We start from the raw sequence: 19,903 nt of genomic DNA on the forward strand, positions 1-19,903 counted from the left end.
CATGACCGCCCCGATGATGAACGCCCCGGAGTCGCGCAGCCACCCCGTCCGCACCCGCCGGCGATCCGGCCACCCGGTCCAACGGAAGCTGCAGTTCCGGATCTCGGTGCTGGTCGTCGATCACGGTGCGGAGGTTGACGAGCTGCTGGCAGCCGCGGTCGGGCAACCGCTGGAAGTCCACGTCTGCACCGACGCCGCGGAAGCGCTGCTCCACGTCGGCAAGCTGTGCCCGGACGTCGTTCTCCTCGGCCCGGGCGGCGGGCGACTGGACCCGATCGACTTCCTCCACATACTCCGGGCCGACGACCCCGAACAGCCGGTCATCGTCGGTGCGGACACGGGTTGTGCCGAGTTCACCAGCCGTGCCAGCGACGCCGGCGCGAGCGCCGTGGTCCCGCGCCCGTACCGGGTCCGCGAACTGCTCGCCCTGATCAACTCACTCGCGCCTGCGCCGAATCAGGTCGACCTGCGCCCGCTGGCTCTGGATCTCGGTCGGCTCCGGGTGGACGGCGCCGTACCCCAGATGTGGCTCGACGGCCGCCAGATCGAGCTGCCGCCGATGGAGTTCCTGCTGCTCAGATTCTTCGCCGAACGGCCTGGTGTCCTGGTGACGCGGCAGGAGGTGCTCGACGCGGTCTGGGGAAAGGGCGCGAAGGTGCGCAGCAACACGCTCAACGTGCACATCATGCGGCTTCGCAAACGACTCTGCGACGACGAGCAAGGTCCACAATGGATCAAGGTGATCCGCGGGCTCGGCTATCAGTTCAAGGTGCCGCCGACAGCACCCGTTGTCGACCAGAAGTTCGCCCAATGATGACGCGGTGGGTGACCGCGCGTCGCCGTGGTTTGCTTGCCTGAGGCAAAGTCTGCTGCGGACGACAGGAGCTCAGGACAATGCGGATTCTGGTGATTGGCGGTTCCGATGCGGGGATCAGCGCCGCACTGCGGGCACGTGAGTACGCGCCTGCGAGCACCGTCACCATGCTGGTCGCCGACGCCTACCCGAACTTCTCCATCTGCGGCATCCCCTACCACCTGTCCGGCGAGGTCCCGGACTGGCAGAACCTGGCCCACCGCACCTTGGACGAGATCGAATCCACCGGTGTCCAGGTGCGGATCAACCACACCGTCACCGCCATCGATCCGGCCAGGAAAGTCGTCACCGCCACGACCGATGACGGACCTGCCGAGTTCGGCTACGACCGCCTGGTGATCGGGACCGGCGCCGAGCCGCTCCGGCCACCCATCGGCGGCCTGGACAGGCTCGGCCCAGCCGACGGCGTTCACCTGCTCCACACGATGGACGAGGCCCGCGAGCTAGACGTCGACCTGGTACGACGCGGCGCGCGGCAGGTCGTGACCATCGGCGCCGGGTACATCGGCATCGAGATGGCCGAAGCACTCACGACCCGCGGCATCGGCGTCGCCGTGCTGGAACGCCTCGAGACAGTCCTCCCCCGCACTCTTGACCGCGAACTCGCCGACGAGATCTCCGCCGAACTCCGGACCCATGGCGTCGAGGTCAGCTGCGGCACCACCGTGACCGAGATCGCCCGATACGGCGATCAGCTCGCGGTCGTCGCCGACAACGAAAAGTGGACGGCGGACGCCGTACTGGTCGTCAGCGGTGTGACCCCGTCGAGCTCGCTGGCGGCATCCGCCGGAGTGCAGGTCGACGACCGCGGCGCGATCATCGTCGACCGCCGGATGCGCACCAACGTCGCAGACATCTGGGCCGCCGGGGATTGTGTCCACACCCATCACACGCTGCTGCCGGAACCGACGTACGTGCCGCTCGGAACGACGGCCCACAAACAGGGCCGGGTCGCGGGCGAGAACGTGGCGGGCGGCGCCAAGGAGTTCGCCGGAATCGTCGGCACTCAGGTCGTCCGAGTCTTCGACCGCGTCGTGGCCGCAACGGGGCTCCGCGACGACGAGGCCGGTGCCGCCGGCTATCAGCCGCTGACCGTGCAGACCGTCGCCGACGACCACAAGCGCTACTACCCCGGCGCGACCCCGATCCAGATCCGCCTCACCGGCGACCGCGACAACGGCCTCCTCCTCGGCGCCCAACTGGTCGGCACGCACGGCGCCGAGATCGCCAAACGCGTCGACACGTACGCCGTTGCACTGCAGACGGGCCTGACCGTTGAGCAACTGCTCGACCTCGATCTCTCCTACACCCCGCCCCTTGGCAGCCCATGGGACGCCATCCAGCTCGCCGCACAGCACTGGCTCGCAGCGCGATAACCGGCACCACCCACGGAGGCACACATGCGTGACATCTACCACGAGCAGCTCGACGACATCCTCGCCGAACTCGAACGCATGACCCGGGCCGTCTCGACCGCCGTACGACGCTCGACCAGCGCGCTGCTGACAACCGACCTCGGCACCGCCGAAGAGGTCATCGCCGCCGACGCCCAACTCAACGCCGGCGGCGAGATGATCGAGCAGAAGGTGTTCGACCTCATCGCCCGCCAGGCACCGGTCGCCAACGAACTGCGGATGCTGGTCGCGGCGCTGCGGATGGCCGCCGACCTCGAACGGATGGGCGATCTCGCCGCCCACATCGCCAAGATCACCCGGCTCCGGTATCCGTTGCCGGCCATACCGGTCGAGCTCGAGGGCCTGATCGAGGACATGGGCCGGGTCGCGCAGCGGATGGTCGACCAGGCCGGCGACGTTATCCACAGCCGGGACATATCGGCGGCTCAGCTGATCGCGTCCACCGATGACGAGATGGACGCACTGCGCAGCAACCAGTTCCGGCTGATGATGGACGCCTCTTGGCCGCACGGCGTCGAGGCCGCCGTCGACATCGCCCTGCTCGGCCGCTACTACGAGCGCATCTCCGACCACGCCGTCTCGATGGCCCGCCGCGTCATCTTCCTCGTCACCGGCGAGCTGCCGGCCGCCCAGTAGGCAGCCGCGAGACGAGCAGGAGGAGGACACCCGCCATCACGCAGCCGGCGGCAACCAGCAGGACCAACGGTCGATAGCCCCAAGCGGCAGCCATCAGCGCTCCGCCGAAGGGTGCCAAAGCCTTGGCGACGACGGCCGGCGCGGCCAGTGTGCCGGCGATCGTCCCGTACCCGGCTGCGCCGTAGCGGTCGAGCAGAATCGCGGGCTTCGCGATCGATCCGACCCCGAAGCCGAGTCCGAACACCACCAGGCAGGCGATCGCACCCGTGACGTCCCGCCCGGCCACCGGCAGCAGCGACAGCGCCACTCCCTGGCCGACAATGATGATCGCGCCGATCGTGGCCATTGGCAACCATCGGGTCGACACGGTGGTGACGACCCGGCCGGTGACCGACAGCAGCCCGAGCAGTCCGGCGAGAGTGGCTGCCAGCGCCGCCGAGTGACCGAGGCTGGTCAGATACAGCACGAGATGTACGGCGATCACAGCGAGCGAGGCCCCGTGCAGCACGAAGATTGCGGCAAGCAACCAGAATCCGGGATCCCGCAGCACCCAGCCAGGCGACCGACGCCGATGGTGCTCCGCTCGATCACCGGCGGCCGGCGCGGTGCGCCGTAGGGCCAGGCCATGCAGAGGCACCGTGATCGTCGCGAGCATGACCGCCAGCACGACGAGCGCCGGCCGCCAGTCCAGCCGGGCGACCAGCTGGCCGGTGAGCGGGATGAAGATCGAACTGGCGAAGCCGGCCACCAGAGTGATGCCGAGCAGAGCCTTTGCCCGCCGAGCCGGGTCCGTGACCGCGACGACCACGGCGAAGGCGGGCTCATAGAGAACCATCGCCGAGGCGACGCCGATCAGCACGAACGCCGCATACAGCTGCAGGACCGTCTGAACCTGAGACCACGAGAGTACGGCGACCACGCCGAGCACTGACCCAGTCGTCATCAACGCGTGCCCGCCACGGGCGTCGAGCCAGCGTCCGACCGGGATCGACAGCAAACCCGTGACGAGGACCGCAACGGTCAGTGCTCCGGCGGCCGTCGCGGTCGAGATCCTCAAGTCGCCGCTCATCGGCCCGAGGATGACGCTGAAGGCGTAGTACAGGACGCCGTACCCGACCGTTTGCGTGACGGCGAGCGCGCCTACCAGCCGACGCGCTCCGGGGCCGGCCGCCGTGGTGCGCGCGACCAGCCCCGGGGTGGACGTCATCAGCCGCAGCAGCTCGACTGCGTGGTCGGCTTGGCGTCGATGACGGTCAGGAGGCCGCCGCTGATGCCGGTGGCCAGGCCGCGGCCAGCGGGAGCCTCAACCGCCTGCGGTGCCGGGCCGCAGCAGCCGCCTGCGGTCTCGTCGGCCGAGTCGCCGTACGCGAGGTTTGACGAACACACGCCGGTCTCGGGGAGGTTCAGCTGCACGTCGCGTGCGGACTCCCAGTCGCCGGCCAGCGCCGCGACCACGGAGCGGGCCTGCTCGTAGCCGGTCGCCAGCAGGAACGTGGGCGCCCGGCCGTACGACTTCGCGCCGACGGCGTAGTAGCCGGGCTCCGGGTGCTCGAGCTCGTCGACGCCGTGTGGCGGGACGGTCCCGCAGGAGTGCTTGTTCGGGTCGATCAGGGGTGCCAACGCTCGCGTCGATCCCAGGATCGGGTCGAGGTCGAGGCGCAGCTCGCCGACCATCTCGTGGTCGGGGCGGAAACCGGTCGAGTTGACCACGGTGTCCACGACAACGGTCCGATCCCCGGCGGCCAGTTCCACGCGACCGTCCGCCGTACGCGTGATGGCCTCGATCCGGAAGCTACCCACGAGCTCAACGTGACCGGACTGCACCAGCTTCTTCAGTCGCATGCCCAGGGCACCGCGCGCCGGCAGCTCGTCGGCCTCGCCGCCACCGTAGGTACGCGCCTGGTCGGCGCCGCGAACCACCCAGAACACCTCGATCCCCGGCTCCTGCTCGGCCAACTCACCGAGCTCGAGCAGCGTCGTCGCCGCCGAGTGACCGGCCCCGACTACCGCCGTATGGCGACCTGCAAAGCGGTCACGGTCGCGTACCAGCACGTCCGGCAAGGCCGCCGAGATCGCGTCGGCCACGTCGGCCTCGCCGCGGGCGGGGATCCCGGAACCGCCGAGGACGTTCGGCCGGCGCCACGTGCCTGCCGCGTCGATCACGGCGCTGGCGAGCACCTCTTCACCGTCGGCGAGGCGCACCAGGAAGGGCGCTTCCTCCCGACCTGCGGTACGCACGCGGTCGAACCCGACCCGGGTCACGGCAGTCACCTGAGCGCCGTACTGGATCCGGTCCGCCAACTGCGGCGTCTTCGCCAGCGGGGCCAGGTAAGAGTCGATCAGGTCGCCGCCGGTGGGCAGCTCGTCCAGGTTCGGCTCGATCCAGTCGGTCTGCTCCAGCAGGCGACGGGCAGCCGCGTCGATGTCGTAGCGCCATGGGCTGAACAGCTTCACGTGCCGCCATTCGTCGATCGCCGCGGCCACGCTCGGCCCGGACTCGAGAACCAGGAACTCGACCCCGCGTTCGGCCAGGTGCGCCGCTGCGGCCAGTCCCACCGGGCCCGCTCCGATGACTACCACCGGCTTTGTCACGATCATCCTCCGTGCTGTCTAGACGTTCATCTAATCAGCAAGCTTGCCTCTTGATTCGACAAGAGTCAAGATAGACGCATGCCTAAACAGGAGCTCGTCGTCCTCAACACCTGCTGCACGCCGATCTCCGAGGCTGCCCTCGACCCGGCCCAGGCAGCCGACGGCGCGGCGGTCTTCAAGGCCTTGGCCGATCCGATCCGGCTGCGGCTGATGTCGATCATCGCCTCGGCCGGTGACGAGGTGTGCGTCTGCGACATCACGCCCAACTTCGACGTCAGCGGGCCGACGATCTCCCACCACCTCAAGGTCCTCCGCGAGGCCGGCCTGGTCGACTGCGAGCGCCGCGGCACCTGGGTCTACTACTGGCCACTCCCCGAACGCCTGACCTGGCTCTCGACCCTGCTGTCCGTCCCGGCACCGACCGCGGTCTGACTCTCCCAGATGACGTCAACGCGGACTGCCCGCGTGGTGGTGATCGGTGGTGGCCAGGCCGGCCTGGCCACCGGGTTCTACCTGCGCCGCTCCGGCCTGACCCCCGGCGAGGACTTCGTCATTCTCGACGCCGCCGATCAGCCCGGCGGCGCCTGGGCGCAGATGTGGCCGACACTGCGCACCTTCTCTCCCACCCAGTACTCGTCCCTGCCGGGCTGGATGATGCCGCCGTGGACCGGCGACGGTGGCTACCCGTTGGCGGCCCACGTCGTCGAATACCTCACGCACTACGAGAAGCGTTACGAGCTCGACGTACGACGCTCTGTCTCGGTCAGATCCGTGAGTCGCGGCGATGACGAGCACCTCGTCGTACACACCGACGACGGCGACTGGCTCGCGCAGCACGTGGTTTCGGCGACCGGAACGTGGTCCAGGCCGTTCGTCCCGACGTACCCGGGATCGTTCGCCGGTCGGCAACTGCACACCGCTGACTACCGGCGCGCGTCCGATTTCATCGATCAGCGCGTTCTGATCGTCGGAGGTGGCAACTCGGCCGCTCAGATCCTGGCGGAGGTCTCGCTGGTCGCCGAGACCACGTGGGTGACGCTCCGACCGCCTCGTTTCCTGCCCGACGACGTCGACGGCCGGGCTTTGTTCGAGATCGCCACGAGGCGCCACCGAGCACGGCAACTCGGCGAACCCGACACGGGCGGCGTCGCCGGTCTCGGCGACATCGTGATGGTCGAGAGTGTTCGCGAGGCCCGTGACCGCGACGTACTGCACGCTCGCGAACCCTTCGCCCGCCTGGTCGACCACGGTGTCCGATGGCACGACGGCAGCGAGTCGTCCTTCGACACGATCATTTGGTGCACCGGCTTCCGCCCACAGCTCAGTCACCTGTCAACACTCGGCCTGCGCGGACCAGACGGTCTCATCCCAACGAACGGCAGCCAGGCAATCAACGAGCCACGCCTCCAGCTGATCGGCTACGGCGACTGGACCGGGCCGGCGTCGGCCACACTCATCGGTGCCGGTCGCACCGCCCGCGACCTGGTCGCCAACCTCTGATCAAGCCGTCGCGAACAACTCGGCAACGAGCTCCCTGACCTGTTGATGAATCTCGTCGCGGATCCTGCGTACCTCCGGGAGCGGCCGGCCTTCGGGATCGTCGATCGGCCAGTCGAGGTACCGCTTGCCCGGGTAGACCGGGCAGGCGTCGCCGCAGCCCATCGTGACGACGACGTCGGCAGCCCGGACGATCTCGTCGGACAACGGCTTCGGATACGCGCCGCCCAGGAAGACGCCGATCTCGTCCATGGCGGTGACCACGTTCGCGTCAACGAGCGCCACCGGCAACGACCCGGCCGAGCGCACGAGGACACGATCACCGGTCAATTGGCTCAGCAGCCCGGCCGCCATCTGCGATCTCCCTGCGTTGCGGACGCAGACGAAGAGGACCTCCGACACGGTGCTACGCGTCTTGCCCTCTGCCTTCGCGAGGGCGGTCAGGCGCTCGGCGGCGAAGTTCGCTGTCAGGGAAGGCAGGAATCGCCGGACCCGTGACCGGGCCGCCAGCATGTCGTAGCTCTCCCCGACGTACCGCCGTACCGTCTCCGGCGAGAAGACACCGGTGAAGCGTGTCGCCAACTGCGCAGCGATGTGCTCGAGCTGGCGATCGACAACCGACGTACTCAGATCGAACGCGGCCTCGTGAGCCGGACCTTGCTCGGGCACCTCCACCCCGAGCAAGGTCGCAAGCTGCGCGACCGCATGATGCGTCGGCCGGTAATAGCTGAACGACTGCCGCCGCTCCCGCGTCAACAAATCCGCATCGCAGAGCAGCCGCAGGTGATCACTGATCGTCGTATGCGACTGATCGAACTCGGCCGCGAGCTGACCCACACTCGCCTCGCCCGCCGGGTGAGTCAGCAGCAGACTCATCAGACGCAGCCGGGTCGGATCAGCGACTACGCCGAGCTGAGCCGCGCGCCGCTCGGCGTCCTCCCGCGACAGCGGCACCATTACCGACCGTCGGACCGACGGCTTCGACATGGGTCTATGTTCACAGTCGTCTATATGCCGGTCAACGGGCCGGACCTGCAGGCTTCAGGCGGCCTGCAGTTCGCCGACGAGTTTCTCCACCCGGCCGCGGATCTCGTCGCGGACCTGGCGGACGACCTCGATCGGCTGGCCGGCCGGGTCGGTGAGTTCCCAGTCCTCGTACCGCTTGCCGGGGAAGATCGGGCAGGCGTCGCCGCAGCCCATGGTGACGATGACGTCGCTCTCGCGGACAGTCTCGGTCTCCAACCGCTGCGGGATGGCGCCGGTGATGTCGATGCCGACCTCACGCATCGCTTCCACCGCGACCGGGTTGATCTGGTCGCGCGGTGCGGATCCGGCCGATCGGACCTCGACCGTGTCGCCCGCCAGGTGCCTCAGCCAGCCGGCAGCCATCTGGGACCGGCCGGCGTTGTGGACACAGACGAACAGAACACTTGGCTTGCTCACGTGGATGCTCCAGTACTCGCAGGGGTTTCAGTGTGTGGCGTGACGACCTCGTCCGCAGCGCGTCCAGCTCTCGGGTACAGCAGGGCCAACAGGCCCACTCCGACAGTAGCGCCGACGATCTGCGCGATCGCGAAGCCGGGCAAGGAAGCCGGGGCGATCCCGGCGAAGGTATCGCTGAAGGCCCGCCCGATCGTGACCGCCGGGTTGGCGAACGACGTCGAGGAGGTGAACCAGTACGCCGACCCGATGTAGGCACCCACAGCGGCCGGCGCGAGCGTCGCCCGGCCGGATGCGGCGAGCGCGAAGATGAGCACGATCAGCCCAGCTGTCGCGACGACCTCGCCGAGCCACAGGTGCCCGGCGCTGCGTTCCGTCGTCGACCAGGACACCGCGGCTTCGCCGTACATCAGATTCGCCAGTACGGCGCCCAGCACCGCACCCACGATCTGCGCCGGAACGTAGGCACCGAGGTCGCGTGATGTCAGACCGCTGCCGGTCTTCCGGCCGAGCCACCAGTCGACGCCTGAGACCACCGGGTTGAAGTGCGCGCCAGACACCGGCCCGAACATCAGGATGAGTACGGCGAGACCGAGTGCGGTCGCGAAGGCGTTCTCGAGCAGTTGCAGCCCGACGTCGTTCGGCGACAGCTTCGCGGCCGCGATTCCGGAGCCGACGACCACGGTGACCAGCAGCCCGGTTCCGATGCCTTCGGCAACTGCCCGTCGCCAGAGTGGAGCGGTGTTCACCGGCCGCTCGCAGCAGGTACGGCGAGTTCGTCGAGCAACTCACGGACCCGGCGCTCGATCTCGTCTCGGATCGGCCGGATGTCCGCGACGTCGAGGCCCGCGGGATCGTCCAGCACCCAGTCTTCGTACCGCTTGCCGGGGAAGATCGGGCACGCGTCACCGCAGCCCATGCTGATCACGACGTCCGCCGCCCGGACCACCTCGTCCGTCCACGGCTTCGGATACTCGGCCGAGATGTCGATGCCGCGCTCAGCCATCGCGGACACGGCGGCGGCGTTCACCTCGACGCCCGGCTCCGAGCCGCCCGACCAACCGATCGCGCGATCGCCGGCCAGGTGCTCGAAGAACCCGAGCGCCATCTGGCTGCGGCCGGCGTTGTGGACACACAGGAAGAGCACCACAGGGCGCCCGTCGTCATGATGCCCTTCGACCCGCGCCAGCGCGGTCAGCCGCTGGCGCGCGAACCGTTCCGCCAGCAGGGGAAGGAAGTTCGGCACCGTGCTGCCGGACGCGAACTGGTCGTAACTCGAGTGCAGGAAGCGTTCGATCGTCTCGGGTCCGTAGATCCCGGCGAACTGCTCCCCCAACCGGGACGCCGCCGTACGCAGCGCAAGCTGCTGATCGATGGACAGGCCTTCCCGGTGGTACCCAGCGACTTCGGTCATGCTCCCGGCCCCTTCGCCGTACTCGTTGAAACCAATGGCGCCAACCGATCGATCCGGCCGGCGAGCTCGTCGTACGCGGCCTCGAACGCCGCGTCCGTGTTCACCGATGCCGGATCCGGCACCGACCAATGCACCCGCGGCCGCGCCTCGGCCGGCAGATGCTCATACGCGATATCGCACACCGCGATCACCAGATCGTCCGGCTTCACCACGTCGCTCACCTGAGCCGTCCGCCACTTGTCCGGCTCGAGTCCATGCCGTCGCCCGACCTTCACCGCCCGCGGATGCACCCGCTCCGCAGGCCGAGTCCCCGCCGACGCCACCGGCACCTCACTCCGCCGCGCCCAGATCCCCGCCGCCAACTGCGACCGCGCCGAGTTGTGCGTACAGACAAACACCACCCGAGGTACGTCGTTCAGCGCAGGACTACCCACCATCGCCAACGTCTCCGGAACCAGGCGTACGTAAGTCCGACGGTGATCACCTTCAGACTTCCCCCGCACCACCAGCCCGGCCTCCTGCAGAACCTTCAGATGATGCGCCACCAGGTTGGTCGGCATCTCGAGAACCGCCCCCAACTCCCCCGGCGCCGCGTCTCCCACCGAGAGCGCATCCACGATCGCCAGCCGCGCCGGATCCCCGAGCGCCGCGTGCACCCGCGCCCGCTCCACCAGAGACCGCTGCTCAACGTTCATTGACTCAATGATTACTGAGCTAATCTACGCTGTCAACACAGTGCCTTGTCGGCGCAGTGCTCCACTCGTCCGCCGACGATGGTTGCGAGGATCTGGATGTTCGGCAGCGAGTCGACCGGGGCGCTTGTCGGGTCGGCCGAGAGGATCGCGAGGTCGGCGTACTTGCCGCGGGACAGGCTGCCCTTCACGTTCTCCTCGAAAGTGCCGTACGCGGCGTCGATTGTGAACAATCGCAACGCCTGATCGACCGTCAGGCGCTGCGCGAGCTGCCAGTCCTCCGGAGGACGGCCGAGGTAGCTCTGCCTGGTCATCGCCTGGTGGATCGCCTCAAGAGGTGATCCGTGCGGCATCTGGTTGCCCACAGCAAGCACCAGCCACGGCGTATCGGTGCTGCCGATGGTTCGAACCTCGCTTTCCACCAGATCTCGCCAACGGGCGATCCAGCGGGTCTGACCGCGAGCCACCAATTCCGGGAAGCCCGCCTCCGCCGCCAGATCCCCCGGGTTTCCGGGCTGGATGGACGCGATCATCCCCAACTCGCCCATCCTGGTGAGCTGATCGTCGCGGAGTTGGATGACGTGCTCGACGCGGTGGCGTGCGTCGGGGTTGGGATGCGCGGCCTGTGCCCGCGCCACCGCGGTCAGAAACTGGTCGTGCGCCTCAGCACTGATCGCGTGCGCCGACACCTGCCAGCCAAGGCGATGCGCTGACAGCACATACTCGTCCAGCTCGGCCTGTTCCCAGTGGAAGTCGGTGCCCCAGTCGTGGTCGAGGAACAGCTTGATGCCGCCCAGCCGCAGATGCTGGCTGTACGCATGGTGCGGCTCGAACCCGCGGAACCAGTGACCGAACTTCTCGTCCTCGAAGTTCACCGGCAGGTACGCGTTGACCCGCAACCGTAGCCGGCCGGCCGCGTCGAGCGCCCGCAGTTCCTCCAATCGCTCCGAGTTGACGAACTGCTCGTTGATGCTGGTCCACCCCCGGCTCAGCGCCGCATCGATCGCCAGATCGGCGTTGTAGCCGACCATGCTCCCGTCGCCGATCCAGTGCGCATGCGAATCGATGAACCCCGGCAACAACGCCCGCCCGCCAAGATCCACAACCCGGGTGGAGCTCCTCCGCAACGACAACACTTCGGCGTCGTCGCCGACCGTCAAGATCCGTCTAGCTCGGACCGCCACCGCCTCAGCCCGCGGCCGCCCGTCGTCCATCGTGAGTACGACCGCGTTGTGGTAGATCACGTCAGGCGGAACGGGACTCGTCGCGGAAAGCGGCAGCAGCAGAATCGCCGTACATCCGACCAGAACAATCCCAGAACGCCAGGACAACCGCACGCCTCATCGTCCCACCGCTGCCGCTGGGCGAGCACATATCAAGGATGTTGATGTGTGCAGCAAGGAATTGGCATTAGACGTCATACTGCGCCTGGTCCAGGCTGATGCGTAACAGGAAACGTCGCCACGAGGAGCAGAGCAATGACCACAGGCAGGGGCCAGGTGTTCAGCGGCATCACGATGACGGCCGACGGGTACACGGCCGGGCTCAACCAGACCGAGGAACGCCCGTTCGGCGACGACGGCGGCGACGGCTGGGGTGACAAGCTGCACGCCTGGTACAGCGACACCCCAGACGAGAACAAGGCCGAGATCGACGAAGGGCTCGACGCCGGAGCCTTCATCATGGGGCGCAACATGTTCGGCCCGGTGCGCGGTGAGTGGGACCGGGAGTGGAACGGCTGGTGGGGCGACGAACCGCCGTACCACGCCCCCGTCTTCGTGCTCACGAACCATCCGCGCGATCCGCAGCCGATGGCCGGCGGTACGACGTACCACTTCGTCACCGACGGGATCGAGTCGGCGCTGGCCCAGGCGCGCGAGGCGGCCGGCGACCGCAACGTCGCGATCATGGGTGGCGCGACCACGATCAATCAGTACCTGACGGCCGGCCTGATCGACGAACTGCGGCTGCACGTGGTGCCGCTCACGCTCGGCGCCGGTACGCGACTGTTCGAGGGCGTCCCGCCGCTGAAGCTCGAGCAGGTGAGGTCGCGGGCAGCGAGCCTGGTCACGCACCTGACCTACCGCGTGCTGTCCTGACGCTGCTCTCGGACGGAATCCCTGATCGCCTGGATCAGTGCGGTGGTGGCGGGCGGGTCTGGCGGCTCGCCGTACGTGACGGCGCAGATCTGACGACGGAAGTTGGTCAGCTCGGTGGTGTGGACGTCGGGCAGGCGGTGGGCTTCGAGTGCCAGGCCAGGCAGGGTCGTGACGCCGACACCGGCGGCGACGAGAGCTTGTACGACGACTATGTCGTCACTGAGTGACGCGAAGCGCGGCGTGAACCCTTCTTGTCGGCACACAGTGATCACCTCGTCCTGGCACCGCGCGCAACCGCCGATCCAGGCGGAGTCGCGATGGTTCGCCACGCTGTCGTCAGGGCGCTGACTGACCAGGTAGATCGAGTCTTCACAGAGCTCGACGAGGCGAAATCCCTCGTCCTCGACCGGGGCGTTGGCGTACCGGAAGATGAGTGCGACGTCGATCTCGCCGTGTCGCAGCAGCTGCAACGCCTCGGCCGGGTGACGCTCGATCAGGTTCAGCTCGATTCCTGGGTGCGCTCGGGTCACCGTCGGGATCGCCTTCGGCACGATCGTGCTCAGCACCGACGAGTTCGCGGCCAGGCGAACCCGCCCGGTCTGGAGCCCGACCTGGGCCGCCAGCTCGTTGGTCGCCGCGTCGACGCGGCCGATGATCTCGGCGGCCCGATTGGCCAGCAAATGCCCTTCCGGCGTCAATCGGATCCCCCGGCCGACGCGCTGAACGAGCTTGACACCGGTGACCGCTTCCAGGCGCGACAAGTGATGACTGATCGACGGCTGCGAATAGTGCAGCTCTCTCGCCGCTTCGGTCACCGACCCGTGCCGCGCCACCGCGGCCAGAACGTTGAGATGCACCAGGTTCAGCATCAATCAAAGATATCAATGTGATTTTCGAAAATTGGCATTAGACGTCATCTATCTGGTGATCCACGCTGATTTCACGATCCCACGGCTGCCGACAAGGAGAAATCCACGATGTCTGTCCACACCTCGGCAACCGGCACCGACGACGGTCACGCAACCCTGAACAAGGGCCTACTCTTCGGCGCCTCCGCCTACGGGATCTGGGGACTGTTCCCGCTCTATTGGCGGCTGCTCGACAACGTCGGCGCGGTCGAGTCGCTCGCCCACCGGTTCGTGTGGGCGCTCGGGATCTGTGCACTGCTGCTCAAGGTCCGACCGCGACCCGGATGGTGGCGCGACCTGAAGCAGCGGCCCGCGGCGCTACGCGTTCTCGCCGGGGCCTCAGTGGTCATCGCGTTCAACTGGTACCTGTACATCTGGGGCGTCAACCACGAGCGGGTGGTCGAGACCTCGCTCGGGTACTTCATCAGCCCGCTGGTCACGGTCACCCTCGGGGTGGTCCTGTTTCGCGAGCGGCTGCGGCGGCCACAGTGGCTCGCGATCTACCTGGCCGCAGCGGCCGTGGTGTGGCTGACGTTCGACTACGGTCGCGTGCCGTGGGTGGCGATCGGGCTGGCGGCCAGCTTCGCGACGTACGGCGTACTGAAGAAGAAGGCCGCCACCGGGGCAGTCGAGAGTCTCGCTGTCGAGGCGACGATCATCATGCCGATCACGCTGGGCTATCTGGTGTGGCTGGAGCTCATGGGCCGGGCTGCGTTCGGGCACGCCGGTTGGTCGACCACCTTGCTCCTAATCGCCGCCGGGCCGGCCACTGCGGTCCCACTTCTGTTCTTCGCCGGGGCTGCCACCCGAATCCCCCTGACATACCTCGGCCTGTTGCAGTACCTCACCCCTTCGATTCAGTTCCTCCTCGGCGTCTTCGCCTACAACGAGCCGATGCCCCCCGAGCGCCTCGCCGGCTTCGCCCTCATCTGGACCGCATTGGCCATCTTCACCGGCGAGACCCTGCACCACCTCCGCAAGCTCCGCCGCGCAGCAGCCACAGCCGGGCGCATGCGGCCCAACTGAGCGGTCAGGCCAGGGCGAGGAAGAGCTTTTCCATCTTCTTGAGGTCGGCTTGACCGGTCGCGGACTCGTCCGCCAGGCACTGCTGCAACCCGGTGGCGATGATCGCGAAACCCGCCCGGTCAAGTGCCTTCGAGACCGCGGCGAGCTGAGTCACCACCTCGTCGCACTCCCGTCCTTCCTCGAGCATCCTCAAGACGCCGGCGAGTTGCCCCTGAGCGCGCTTGATGCGATTGATGACCGGGGTCATCTCAGCGGGTTCCAGCTGCATCAGTTCTCCTGTTCCACAACGGCAAGTGCGGTGGTGAGGCGCATCCTCGCCTCTGCCGCGACATCATCCAGCGCCGCCGTACCGGCGAGGCTGGTCATTGCGTACGGATCGAACGCTTCGACCATCGTGGTCTCCGCGTCCACCGAACGGACGACAACATTGCACGGCAGCACCGTCGCGATGGAAGGCTCGGCCTGCAGCGCCCGGTACGCCAGCGACGGACGGCAGGCGCCGAGAATCGTCTCCGGCGGCACATCGACGTCGAGCTTGCGCTTCAGCGTCTCCTGCAGATCGATCTCCGTCAGGATGCCGAAGCCCTGGCCGGCCAGGGCTTCGCGGACATCCGTGAGGGTGCGGTGAAAGGGCCGGCGCACCGTCGACGAGAGGGTGAAGGCGGTCATCAGGCGCTCCGCTGCTCGGCCTCGGCACGGGCCTTCTCGATATCGAGCTCGCGCACCGCGGTGATCAGCTGCTCCAACGCCGGGGCCGGCAGGGCGCCGGGCTGCGAGAAGACCAGGGTGCCCTGCTTGAAGGCCATCAGGGTCGGAATCGACGTGATCCGGGCGGCTGCCGCGAGCGACTGCTCGGCCTCGGTGTCGACCTTGGCGAAGACGATGTCGGGGTGATTGCGCGATGCGCGGTCGTAGATGGGCGCGAACATGCGGCATGGGCCGCACCAGGCTGCCCAGAAGTCGACCAGGACGATCTCGTTCCCGGTGACGGTCTGGTCGAACTCGGCCGCGGTCAGGTCGATGGTGGCCACGTGGCTGCTCCTTCGGACGTGGAGTGTCCTCGGCTTGAGGATACCCCCGGGGGTGTCTACAGTGGATAACGACGATACCCCCCTAGGTATTCCGGAGCTCAGGCATCGTGACCCAGAACTCGCTATCGACCCCTCCGGTGACCGGCCCGGCTCAGACCGTGCGCGGTATCACCGTCAGCGCGCTCGAGACGCCGTCCCTGGGCGACCGCAGCTACGTCGTTCACGACGGCACGGTCGCGTTCGTGGTGGACCCGCAGCGCGACATCGACCGGGTTCTCGCGGTCCTGTCGGAGGCCGGCGGACAGCTCACCCATGTGTTCGAGACCCACATCCACAACGACTACGTGACCGGCGGCCTGGCCCTGGCTCGGCGCACCGGCGCCCGGTACGTCGTCAACGCCGAGGACGACGTCTCCTTCGACCGCACGCCGATCCGGGACGGCGACACCGTCGAGATCGGACGAATGCGCGTCACCGCGCTGGCCACCCCGGGCCATACCTTCACGCATCTGTCCTACGTGCTGTCCGACGGTGCCACTGACGAGCAGATCGCCGTGTTCTCCGGTGGCTCGTTGCTCTACGGATCCACCGGACGTCCTGATCTGCTGGGTCAGCATCACACCGCGGAGCTCGTGCGGCATCAGCACGCGTCGGCACACAGGCTCGCCGCGTTGCTGCCCGACAACGCCGAGCTCTACCCCACCCATGGCTTTGGCTCGTTCTGTTCGTCGACGCAGTCAGACACGGACTCCGCAACGATCGGCGCCGAGAAGGTGTCCAATCCGGCACTCACCCAGGACGAGGAGACCTACGTCCGCGAACTCCTCGACGGCCTCGGTGCCTACCCCGCGTACTACGCCCACATGGCAGCGCGAAACTCCGACGGCCCAGCGGCGCCCGACCTGTCCCTGCCCGCCAAGGCCGACCCGATCGAGCTTCGGCGGCGAATCGAGGACGGCGAGTGGGTGGTCGACCTCAGAACCCGGACCGCCTTCGCCGCCGGCCACGCCCCCGGGTCCCTGAACTTCGGTCTGGACGGCGCCTTCGCCACCTACCTCGGCTGGCTGATCACGTGGGGCACATCGGTCACCTTGCTCGGTGAGACCGCCGATGAGGTCGCACAGGCGCAACGAGAACTCGTACGGATCGGCATCGACCGCCCGGCCGCGCACGCGACCGGAGGCCCGGCGCTGTGGACCGACGGCGAGCAGGCGTCGTTCCCGGTCGCCACCTTCGAGGATCTGGAGCACGTGCTCCGGCACCGTCCGGTCGTCGTACTCGACGTGCGCCGTACCGACGAGTGCGTCGCGGGCCGGATCGAAGGAGCGGTCAACATCCCGCTCCACGAACTCCTCGCGCGACTCGACGACGTACCTGCCGGCGAACTGTGGATTCACTGCGCCCACGGCTACCGGGCGTCCATCGCCGCATCGATCCTCAGCGCCGCGAACCGCCGACTCGTCGCCATCGACGACGCCTTCGACAACGCTCGCAAGACCGGCCTCCCGCTCGTCGGCGAGCAACTGTGACGGTGCTCCTCACCATCACCTCCGGCCTGCTGATCGGCCTCAGCCTCGGCGCCCTCGGCGGCGGCGGGTCGATCCTCGCTGTTCCCGTACTCGTGTACCTGCTCGGCCAGACCGCTGTGGCGGCCACCACCGGTTCGCTCGTCGTCGTTGCCGTCACCTCGCTGCTCAGTGCGGTGATCGCTCACCGAGCAGGCCACGTAATGCTCGGCCGCGGCCTCGCGTTCGGGGTGACCTCCATCGCCGGAGCTGCTGTCGGCGCCGCGGCATCCCTCCGCGTCCCCGATGCCGCCCTGCTCGCCGCGTTCGCAGGTCTGATGCTGGTCGTCGCTGCCTTGATGCTCTACCGACAGGTCCGTCTACAGCGGCCGGAGTCCGAGCCACTCGGGTTCGCCGACCCGATCCTCACCTTCAAGCCGGCCTTCCTGTGCAACTGCCCTCGTGCGCTCAGAGTCTTGGTGGCCGCGACCGCAGTCGGGGTCCTCACCGGCTTCCTCGGAGTGGGCGGCGGCTTCCTCGTGGTCCCCGCGCTCATGCTCGCGCTGGGATTGCCGATCACGTACGCCGTCGGAACCTCGCTCATCGTCATCGCCGTGACGAGCGCGGTCGCACTCGCTATCCGGACCGGCTCCGGCGTGTCCCCGGACTGGCCGCTGGTCCTCACGCTCACCGCGGCGTCAGTGATCGGCGGAGGTCTCGGGGCTCGCCTCGGGCCACGAGTCAACGCGACCGTGCTGTCAGCATCCTTCACTGTTCTCGTGCTCGGCGTGGCCGTTTACACCACGGCGCGCGTCATCTCCCCCATCGTTTGACCAACCACACCGAGGAGTCCATCCATGTGCAGAGCAGTCACCTGCAAGACCTGTTCGAAGATCACCTGGTCCGGCTGCGGCATGCATGTCGACCAGGTGCTGGCCGCCGTCCCACCGGCTGCCCGTTGCCCCGGCCACTCCGAAACCAACCGCCAAAGCCTCTTGACCCGCATCTTCCGCCGGAGCTGACTCGGACACGGCGATCAGGCCGGGCAGCGGGTGTTGTGCGGCGGGACTGTCAGCGAGGCCAGGTAGTCGGCGACGTGGCGGGTGATGCAGTCGTTGCGGCCGACCGCGCCATGTCCTTGGCCCTCCCAGGTCAGCAACTCCGCGGTGCCCAGGCTCTTGGCCATCGCGACAGCTCCGGTGTACGGCGTGGCCGGGTCGTGACGGGTGCCGACGACGAGGATCGGGTGCTTTGTGGCGGCGACAGGTGGCTGCAGGGGGTGCCGCGGCGGCTGCCAGAACGCGCACCCGAACAGGTGCCACGATCCCCACACCCCGAACAGCGGGAACTGCTTGGCGAAGCGCGACCCGGCCGCCCGGATCTCGGCCTCGGTCGGCCCAGGTGCGCTGTCGTTGCAGTTGATGACGAGTAGGGCGTCGTTCGAGTTCTCATCCCCTTGGCCGGCGTCGGCCAGGTCTCGGAGAGTGCCTGAGTCACCGTCGGCGGCCTCCGCCAGGCCGTCAGCGAGATCGGGCCAGCGGACATCGTCGTACAGGGCGGCCACGACCGCGTCGATGATGTCGACGCCGTACGTCGGTACGTCGTCGCCCGGTCGTCCGCTCGGGATGGGCGACTTCTGCGCCGTGCGAACGAGATCGCCGACGAAGTTCCGCACGCTGCCGAACCGAGCACAGCGGCCCTGAGCCGCGCACCACGCCGTGAACTGGTCGAATGCGTGCTCGAAGCCGGCTAGCTGGCGTTCGACGGTCTCGATCCACGTCGTACCCGGGTCGGTCGGGGCATCGAGCACGGCCGCCCGCACTTTGTCCGGATACAGGCGGGCGTACTCCGCTCCGAGTTTGGCGCCGTACGACCAGCCGAGGTACGTCAGCGTCGGCCGGCCAAGGACTGAGCGAATGCGATCGATGTCGACCGCCGTGGCTGTCGTGTTGAACAGGGGCGCCTTGGAGCCCAGCGTCCTGGCGCACTCGTCAGTTGCCCTGCGCATCTGGTTGGCGGCCTGGGCATACCCCGCGTCGGTCAGCAGGTCGGGAAAGGTGGGCGGACCGGACTCGGCGTGCTCACACCGGATGGGCTGTGAGTGCCCGACCCCTCGGGGGTCGAACCCGATCAGGTCGAACCGGTCAAGGATCGCGTCCGGAAGCATGCCCGCCGCAACGACGGCGAAGTCCACACCTGACTGGCCCGGCCCGCCGGCGATGAGAAGCAGCGGATCCTTCGTCGTACTGCCGCCCCTCTGGTGGATCCGGATGAGCTGCACCGCGATCGTTCCCGCCTCTTTGTGGGCGGGGTCGAGGTCGACGTCGACGGCTCCACAGCCGAATTCGAGCCGGCCGACCCGCTCGGCAGGTAGGTTCGCCGCGTGCACGTCGGTGACGGCCGCGCAATCCCCCCACTCGATGGACGTGGACTCACGCGACGGTGACGACGTACACGAGGCCAGTCCCAGGGCCGTGGCCACGACCACGACCGCACCCGACGGACGCACGCCTTCAGTAAAGCAGCAGGTCCTCGCGTGTGGCAGGACTTAGGTGCCTCAGGCACGGGTGCGCTCGCGTCGCCGCTGTGCCCGAACGCGCAGGGCGCGGATCACGAACACGGCTGCGAGGGCGACGAGGCTGAGGGTGTAGATCACGCCCTCCAGTCAAGGAAACCTGGTGTTGCCGGCACGTATGCGGTTTCTGATACGCCGGCAATATGCTACTGGGCGGGAACATATCGCCGGCATATCGAAAACCAGATACGTGCTCGCA

Annotated in this window: 23 protein-coding genes; 10 read left to right on the forward strand and 13 right to left on the reverse strand. The window is 67.9% G+C overall.

Annotation, left to right across the window (positions count from 1 at the left end):
- Position 1: 1 nt before the first annotated feature.
- From V9K99_RS16495 to phoU, 3 genes are all read left to right on the forward strand, one after another.
- The gene (locus tag V9K99_RS16495; RefSeq protein WP_337000110.1) at positions 2–814 is read left to right on the forward strand and encodes a response regulator transcription factor; all 813 of its coding nucleotides are present in this window, start codon (positions 2–4) and stop codon (positions 812–814) included.
- An 80-nt stretch (positions 815–894) separates the two neighbouring features.
- Complete coding sequence (locus V9K99_RS16500; protein ID WP_337000109.1) at positions 895–2,250, forward strand: FAD-dependent oxidoreductase; 1,356 nt, start codon at positions 895–897, stop codon at positions 2,248–2,250.
- A gap of 24 nt (positions 2,251–2,274) precedes the next feature.
- A complete protein-coding gene (gene phoU / locus V9K99_RS16505; protein WP_337000108.1) occupies positions 2,275–2,925 on the forward strand; it encodes a phosphate signaling complex protein PhoU in 651 nt (216 codons plus the stop codon).
- Here phoU and V9K99_RS16510 read toward each other — a convergent pair.
- Both V9K99_RS16510 and V9K99_RS16515 read right to left on the reverse strand, forming a co-directional pair.
- Positions 2,897–4,132 (reverse strand): MFS transporter, encoded by a 1,236-nt coding sequence (locus V9K99_RS16510; protein WP_337000107.1) that lies wholly within the window; start codon positions 4,130–4,132, stop codon positions 2,897–2,899. The two genes, phoU and V9K99_RS16510, sit on opposite strands and share 29 nt — an antisense overlap.
- Positions 4,132–5,523, reverse strand: coding sequence for an FAD-dependent oxidoreductase (locus tag V9K99_RS16515; RefSeq protein WP_337000106.1), 1,392 nt, complete (start codon positions 5,521–5,523; stop codon positions 4,132–4,134). The genes V9K99_RS16510 and V9K99_RS16515 overlap by 1 nt, the downstream gene beginning before the upstream one ends.
- Before the next feature lie 72 nt (positions 5,524–5,595).
- On the opposite strand from V9K99_RS16515, the gene V9K99_RS16520 reads away from it, so the two are divergent.
- Both V9K99_RS16520 and V9K99_RS16525 read left to right on the forward strand, forming a co-directional pair.
- Positions 5,596–5,949, forward strand: a complete 354-nt coding sequence (locus tag V9K99_RS16520; protein ID WP_337000105.1) for an ArsR/SmtB family transcription factor — start codon at positions 5,596–5,598, stop codon at positions 5,947–5,949.
- 9 nt (positions 5,950–5,958) lie between these two features.
- Positions 5,959–7,017: an ArsO family NAD(P)H-dependent flavin-containing monooxygenase gene (locus V9K99_RS16525; RefSeq protein ID WP_337323406.1), complete on the forward strand. Its 1,059-nt coding sequence runs from the start codon at positions 5,959–5,961 to the stop codon at positions 7,015–7,017.
- On the opposite strand, the gene V9K99_RS16530 is transcribed toward V9K99_RS16525, so the two are convergent.
- The 6 genes from V9K99_RS16530 to V9K99_RS16555 are packed head-to-tail and all read right to left on the reverse strand — an operon-like array spanning position 7,018 to position 11,891.
- Complete coding sequence (locus V9K99_RS16530) at positions 7,018–8,001, reverse strand: metalloregulator ArsR/SmtB family transcription factor (RefSeq protein WP_337000103.1); 984 nt, start codon at positions 7,999–8,001, stop codon at positions 7,018–7,020. It lies immediately after the preceding gene.
- 54 nt (positions 8,002–8,055) lie between these two features.
- Positions 8,056–8,457 carry an arsenate reductase ArsC gene (locus V9K99_RS16535; RefSeq protein WP_442914692.1) on the reverse strand — a complete coding sequence of 134 codons (402 nt, stop codon included), beginning with the start codon at positions 8,455–8,457 and terminating at the stop codon, positions 8,056–8,058.
- Complete coding sequence (locus V9K99_RS16540) at positions 8,454–9,203, reverse strand: MIP/aquaporin family protein (RefSeq protein ID WP_337000102.1); 750 nt, start codon at positions 9,201–9,203, stop codon at positions 8,454–8,456. The genes V9K99_RS16535 and V9K99_RS16540 overlap by 4 nt, the downstream gene beginning before the upstream one ends.
- A complete protein-coding gene (locus V9K99_RS16545) occupies positions 9,200–9,868 on the reverse strand; it encodes an arsenate reductase ArsC (protein WP_337000101.1) in 669 nt (222 codons plus the stop codon). Before V9K99_RS16545 ends, V9K99_RS16540 begins: the two co-directional genes overlap by 4 nt.
- On the reverse strand, positions 9,865–10,563 hold the full coding sequence (locus V9K99_RS16550; protein ID WP_337000100.1) for an arsenate reductase/protein-tyrosine-phosphatase family protein: 699 nt from the start codon (positions 10,561–10,563) through the stop codon (positions 9,865–9,867). The genes V9K99_RS16545 and V9K99_RS16550 overlap by 4 nt, the downstream gene beginning before the upstream one ends.
- Positions 10,564–10,595: 32 nt before the next feature.
- Positions 10,596–11,891: an amidohydrolase gene (locus V9K99_RS16555; protein WP_337000099.1), complete on the reverse strand. Its 1,296-nt coding sequence runs from the start codon at positions 11,889–11,891 to the stop codon at positions 10,596–10,598.
- A 147-nt stretch (positions 11,892–12,038) separates the two neighbouring features.
- Here V9K99_RS16555 and V9K99_RS16560 point away from each other — a divergent pair, with 147 nt between their 5' ends.
- Complete coding sequence (locus V9K99_RS16560) at positions 12,039–12,659, forward strand: dihydrofolate reductase family protein (protein ID WP_337000098.1); 621 nt, start codon at positions 12,039–12,041, stop codon at positions 12,657–12,659.
- Here the strand turns inward: V9K99_RS16560 and V9K99_RS16565 are convergent.
- Positions 12,641–13,528 carry a LysR family transcriptional regulator gene (locus tag V9K99_RS16565; protein WP_337000097.1) on the reverse strand — a complete coding sequence of 296 codons (888 nt, stop codon included), beginning with the start codon at positions 13,526–13,528 and terminating at the stop codon, positions 12,641–12,643. The genes V9K99_RS16560 and V9K99_RS16565 overlap by 19 nt on opposite strands.
- Before the next feature lie 108 nt (positions 13,529–13,636).
- On the opposite strand from V9K99_RS16565, the gene rarD reads away from it, so the two are divergent.
- Positions 13,637–14,593, forward strand: a complete 957-nt coding sequence (rarD, locus tag V9K99_RS16570; RefSeq protein WP_337000096.1) for an EamA family transporter RarD — start codon at positions 13,637–13,639, stop codon at positions 14,591–14,593.
- Between the two features lie 4 nt (positions 14,594–14,597).
- On the opposite strand, the gene V9K99_RS16575 is transcribed toward rarD, so the two are convergent.
- From V9K99_RS16575 to trxA, 3 genes are read right to left on the reverse strand one after another with little or no spacing between them, the layout of a single operon-like run.
- Entirely contained in the window at positions 14,598–14,861 is a 264-nt protein-coding gene (locus tag V9K99_RS16575; RefSeq protein WP_337000095.1) for a metal-sensitive transcriptional regulator, read from the reverse strand.
- Complete coding sequence (locus tag V9K99_RS16580) at positions 14,861–15,262, reverse strand: DUF302 domain-containing protein (RefSeq protein WP_337000094.1); 402 nt, start codon at positions 15,260–15,262, stop codon at positions 14,861–14,863. Before V9K99_RS16580 ends, V9K99_RS16575 begins: the two co-directional genes overlap by 1 nt.
- Positions 15,262–15,624, reverse strand: a complete 363-nt coding sequence (gene trxA / locus V9K99_RS16585; RefSeq protein ID WP_337000093.1) for a thioredoxin — start codon at positions 15,622–15,624, stop codon at positions 15,262–15,264. The genes V9K99_RS16580 and trxA overlap by 1 nt, the downstream gene beginning before the upstream one ends.
- A 137-nt stretch (positions 15,625–15,761) precedes the next feature.
- Between trxA and V9K99_RS16590 the strand changes: the two genes are divergently transcribed.
- Genes V9K99_RS16590 through V9K99_RS16600 form a run of 3 tightly spaced genes read left to right on the forward strand, consistent with a single transcriptional unit; the run spans position 15,762 to position 18,151 of the window.
- Complete coding sequence (locus V9K99_RS16590; protein ID WP_337000092.1) at positions 15,762–17,153, forward strand: MBL fold metallo-hydrolase; 1,392 nt, start codon at positions 15,762–15,764, stop codon at positions 17,151–17,153.
- The gene (locus tag V9K99_RS16595) at positions 17,150–17,962 is read left to right on the forward strand and encodes a sulfite exporter TauE/SafE family protein (protein WP_337000091.1); all 813 of its coding nucleotides are present in this window, start codon (positions 17,150–17,152) and stop codon (positions 17,960–17,962) included. Before V9K99_RS16590 ends, V9K99_RS16595 begins: the two co-directional genes overlap by 4 nt.
- Before the next feature lie 24 nt (positions 17,963–17,986).
- The gene (locus V9K99_RS16600) at positions 17,987–18,151 is read left to right on the forward strand and encodes a hypothetical protein (protein ID WP_337000090.1); all 165 of its coding nucleotides are present in this window, start codon (positions 17,987–17,989) and stop codon (positions 18,149–18,151) included.
- A 14-nt stretch (positions 18,152–18,165) separates the two neighbouring features.
- Here V9K99_RS16600 and V9K99_RS16605 read toward each other — a convergent pair whose 3' ends face one another.
- A complete protein-coding gene (locus V9K99_RS16605) occupies positions 18,166–19,638 on the reverse strand; it encodes an alpha/beta hydrolase (RefSeq protein ID WP_337000089.1) in 1,473 nt (490 codons plus the stop codon).
- Positions 19,639–19,903 lie beyond the last annotated feature (265 nt).

It is taken from the genome of Kribbella sp. CCNWLW201 (genome assembly GCF_037203805.1).
In the GTDB taxonomy this organism is placed as follows: domain Bacteria; phylum Actinomycetota; class Actinomycetes; order Propionibacteriales; family Kribbellaceae; genus Kribbella.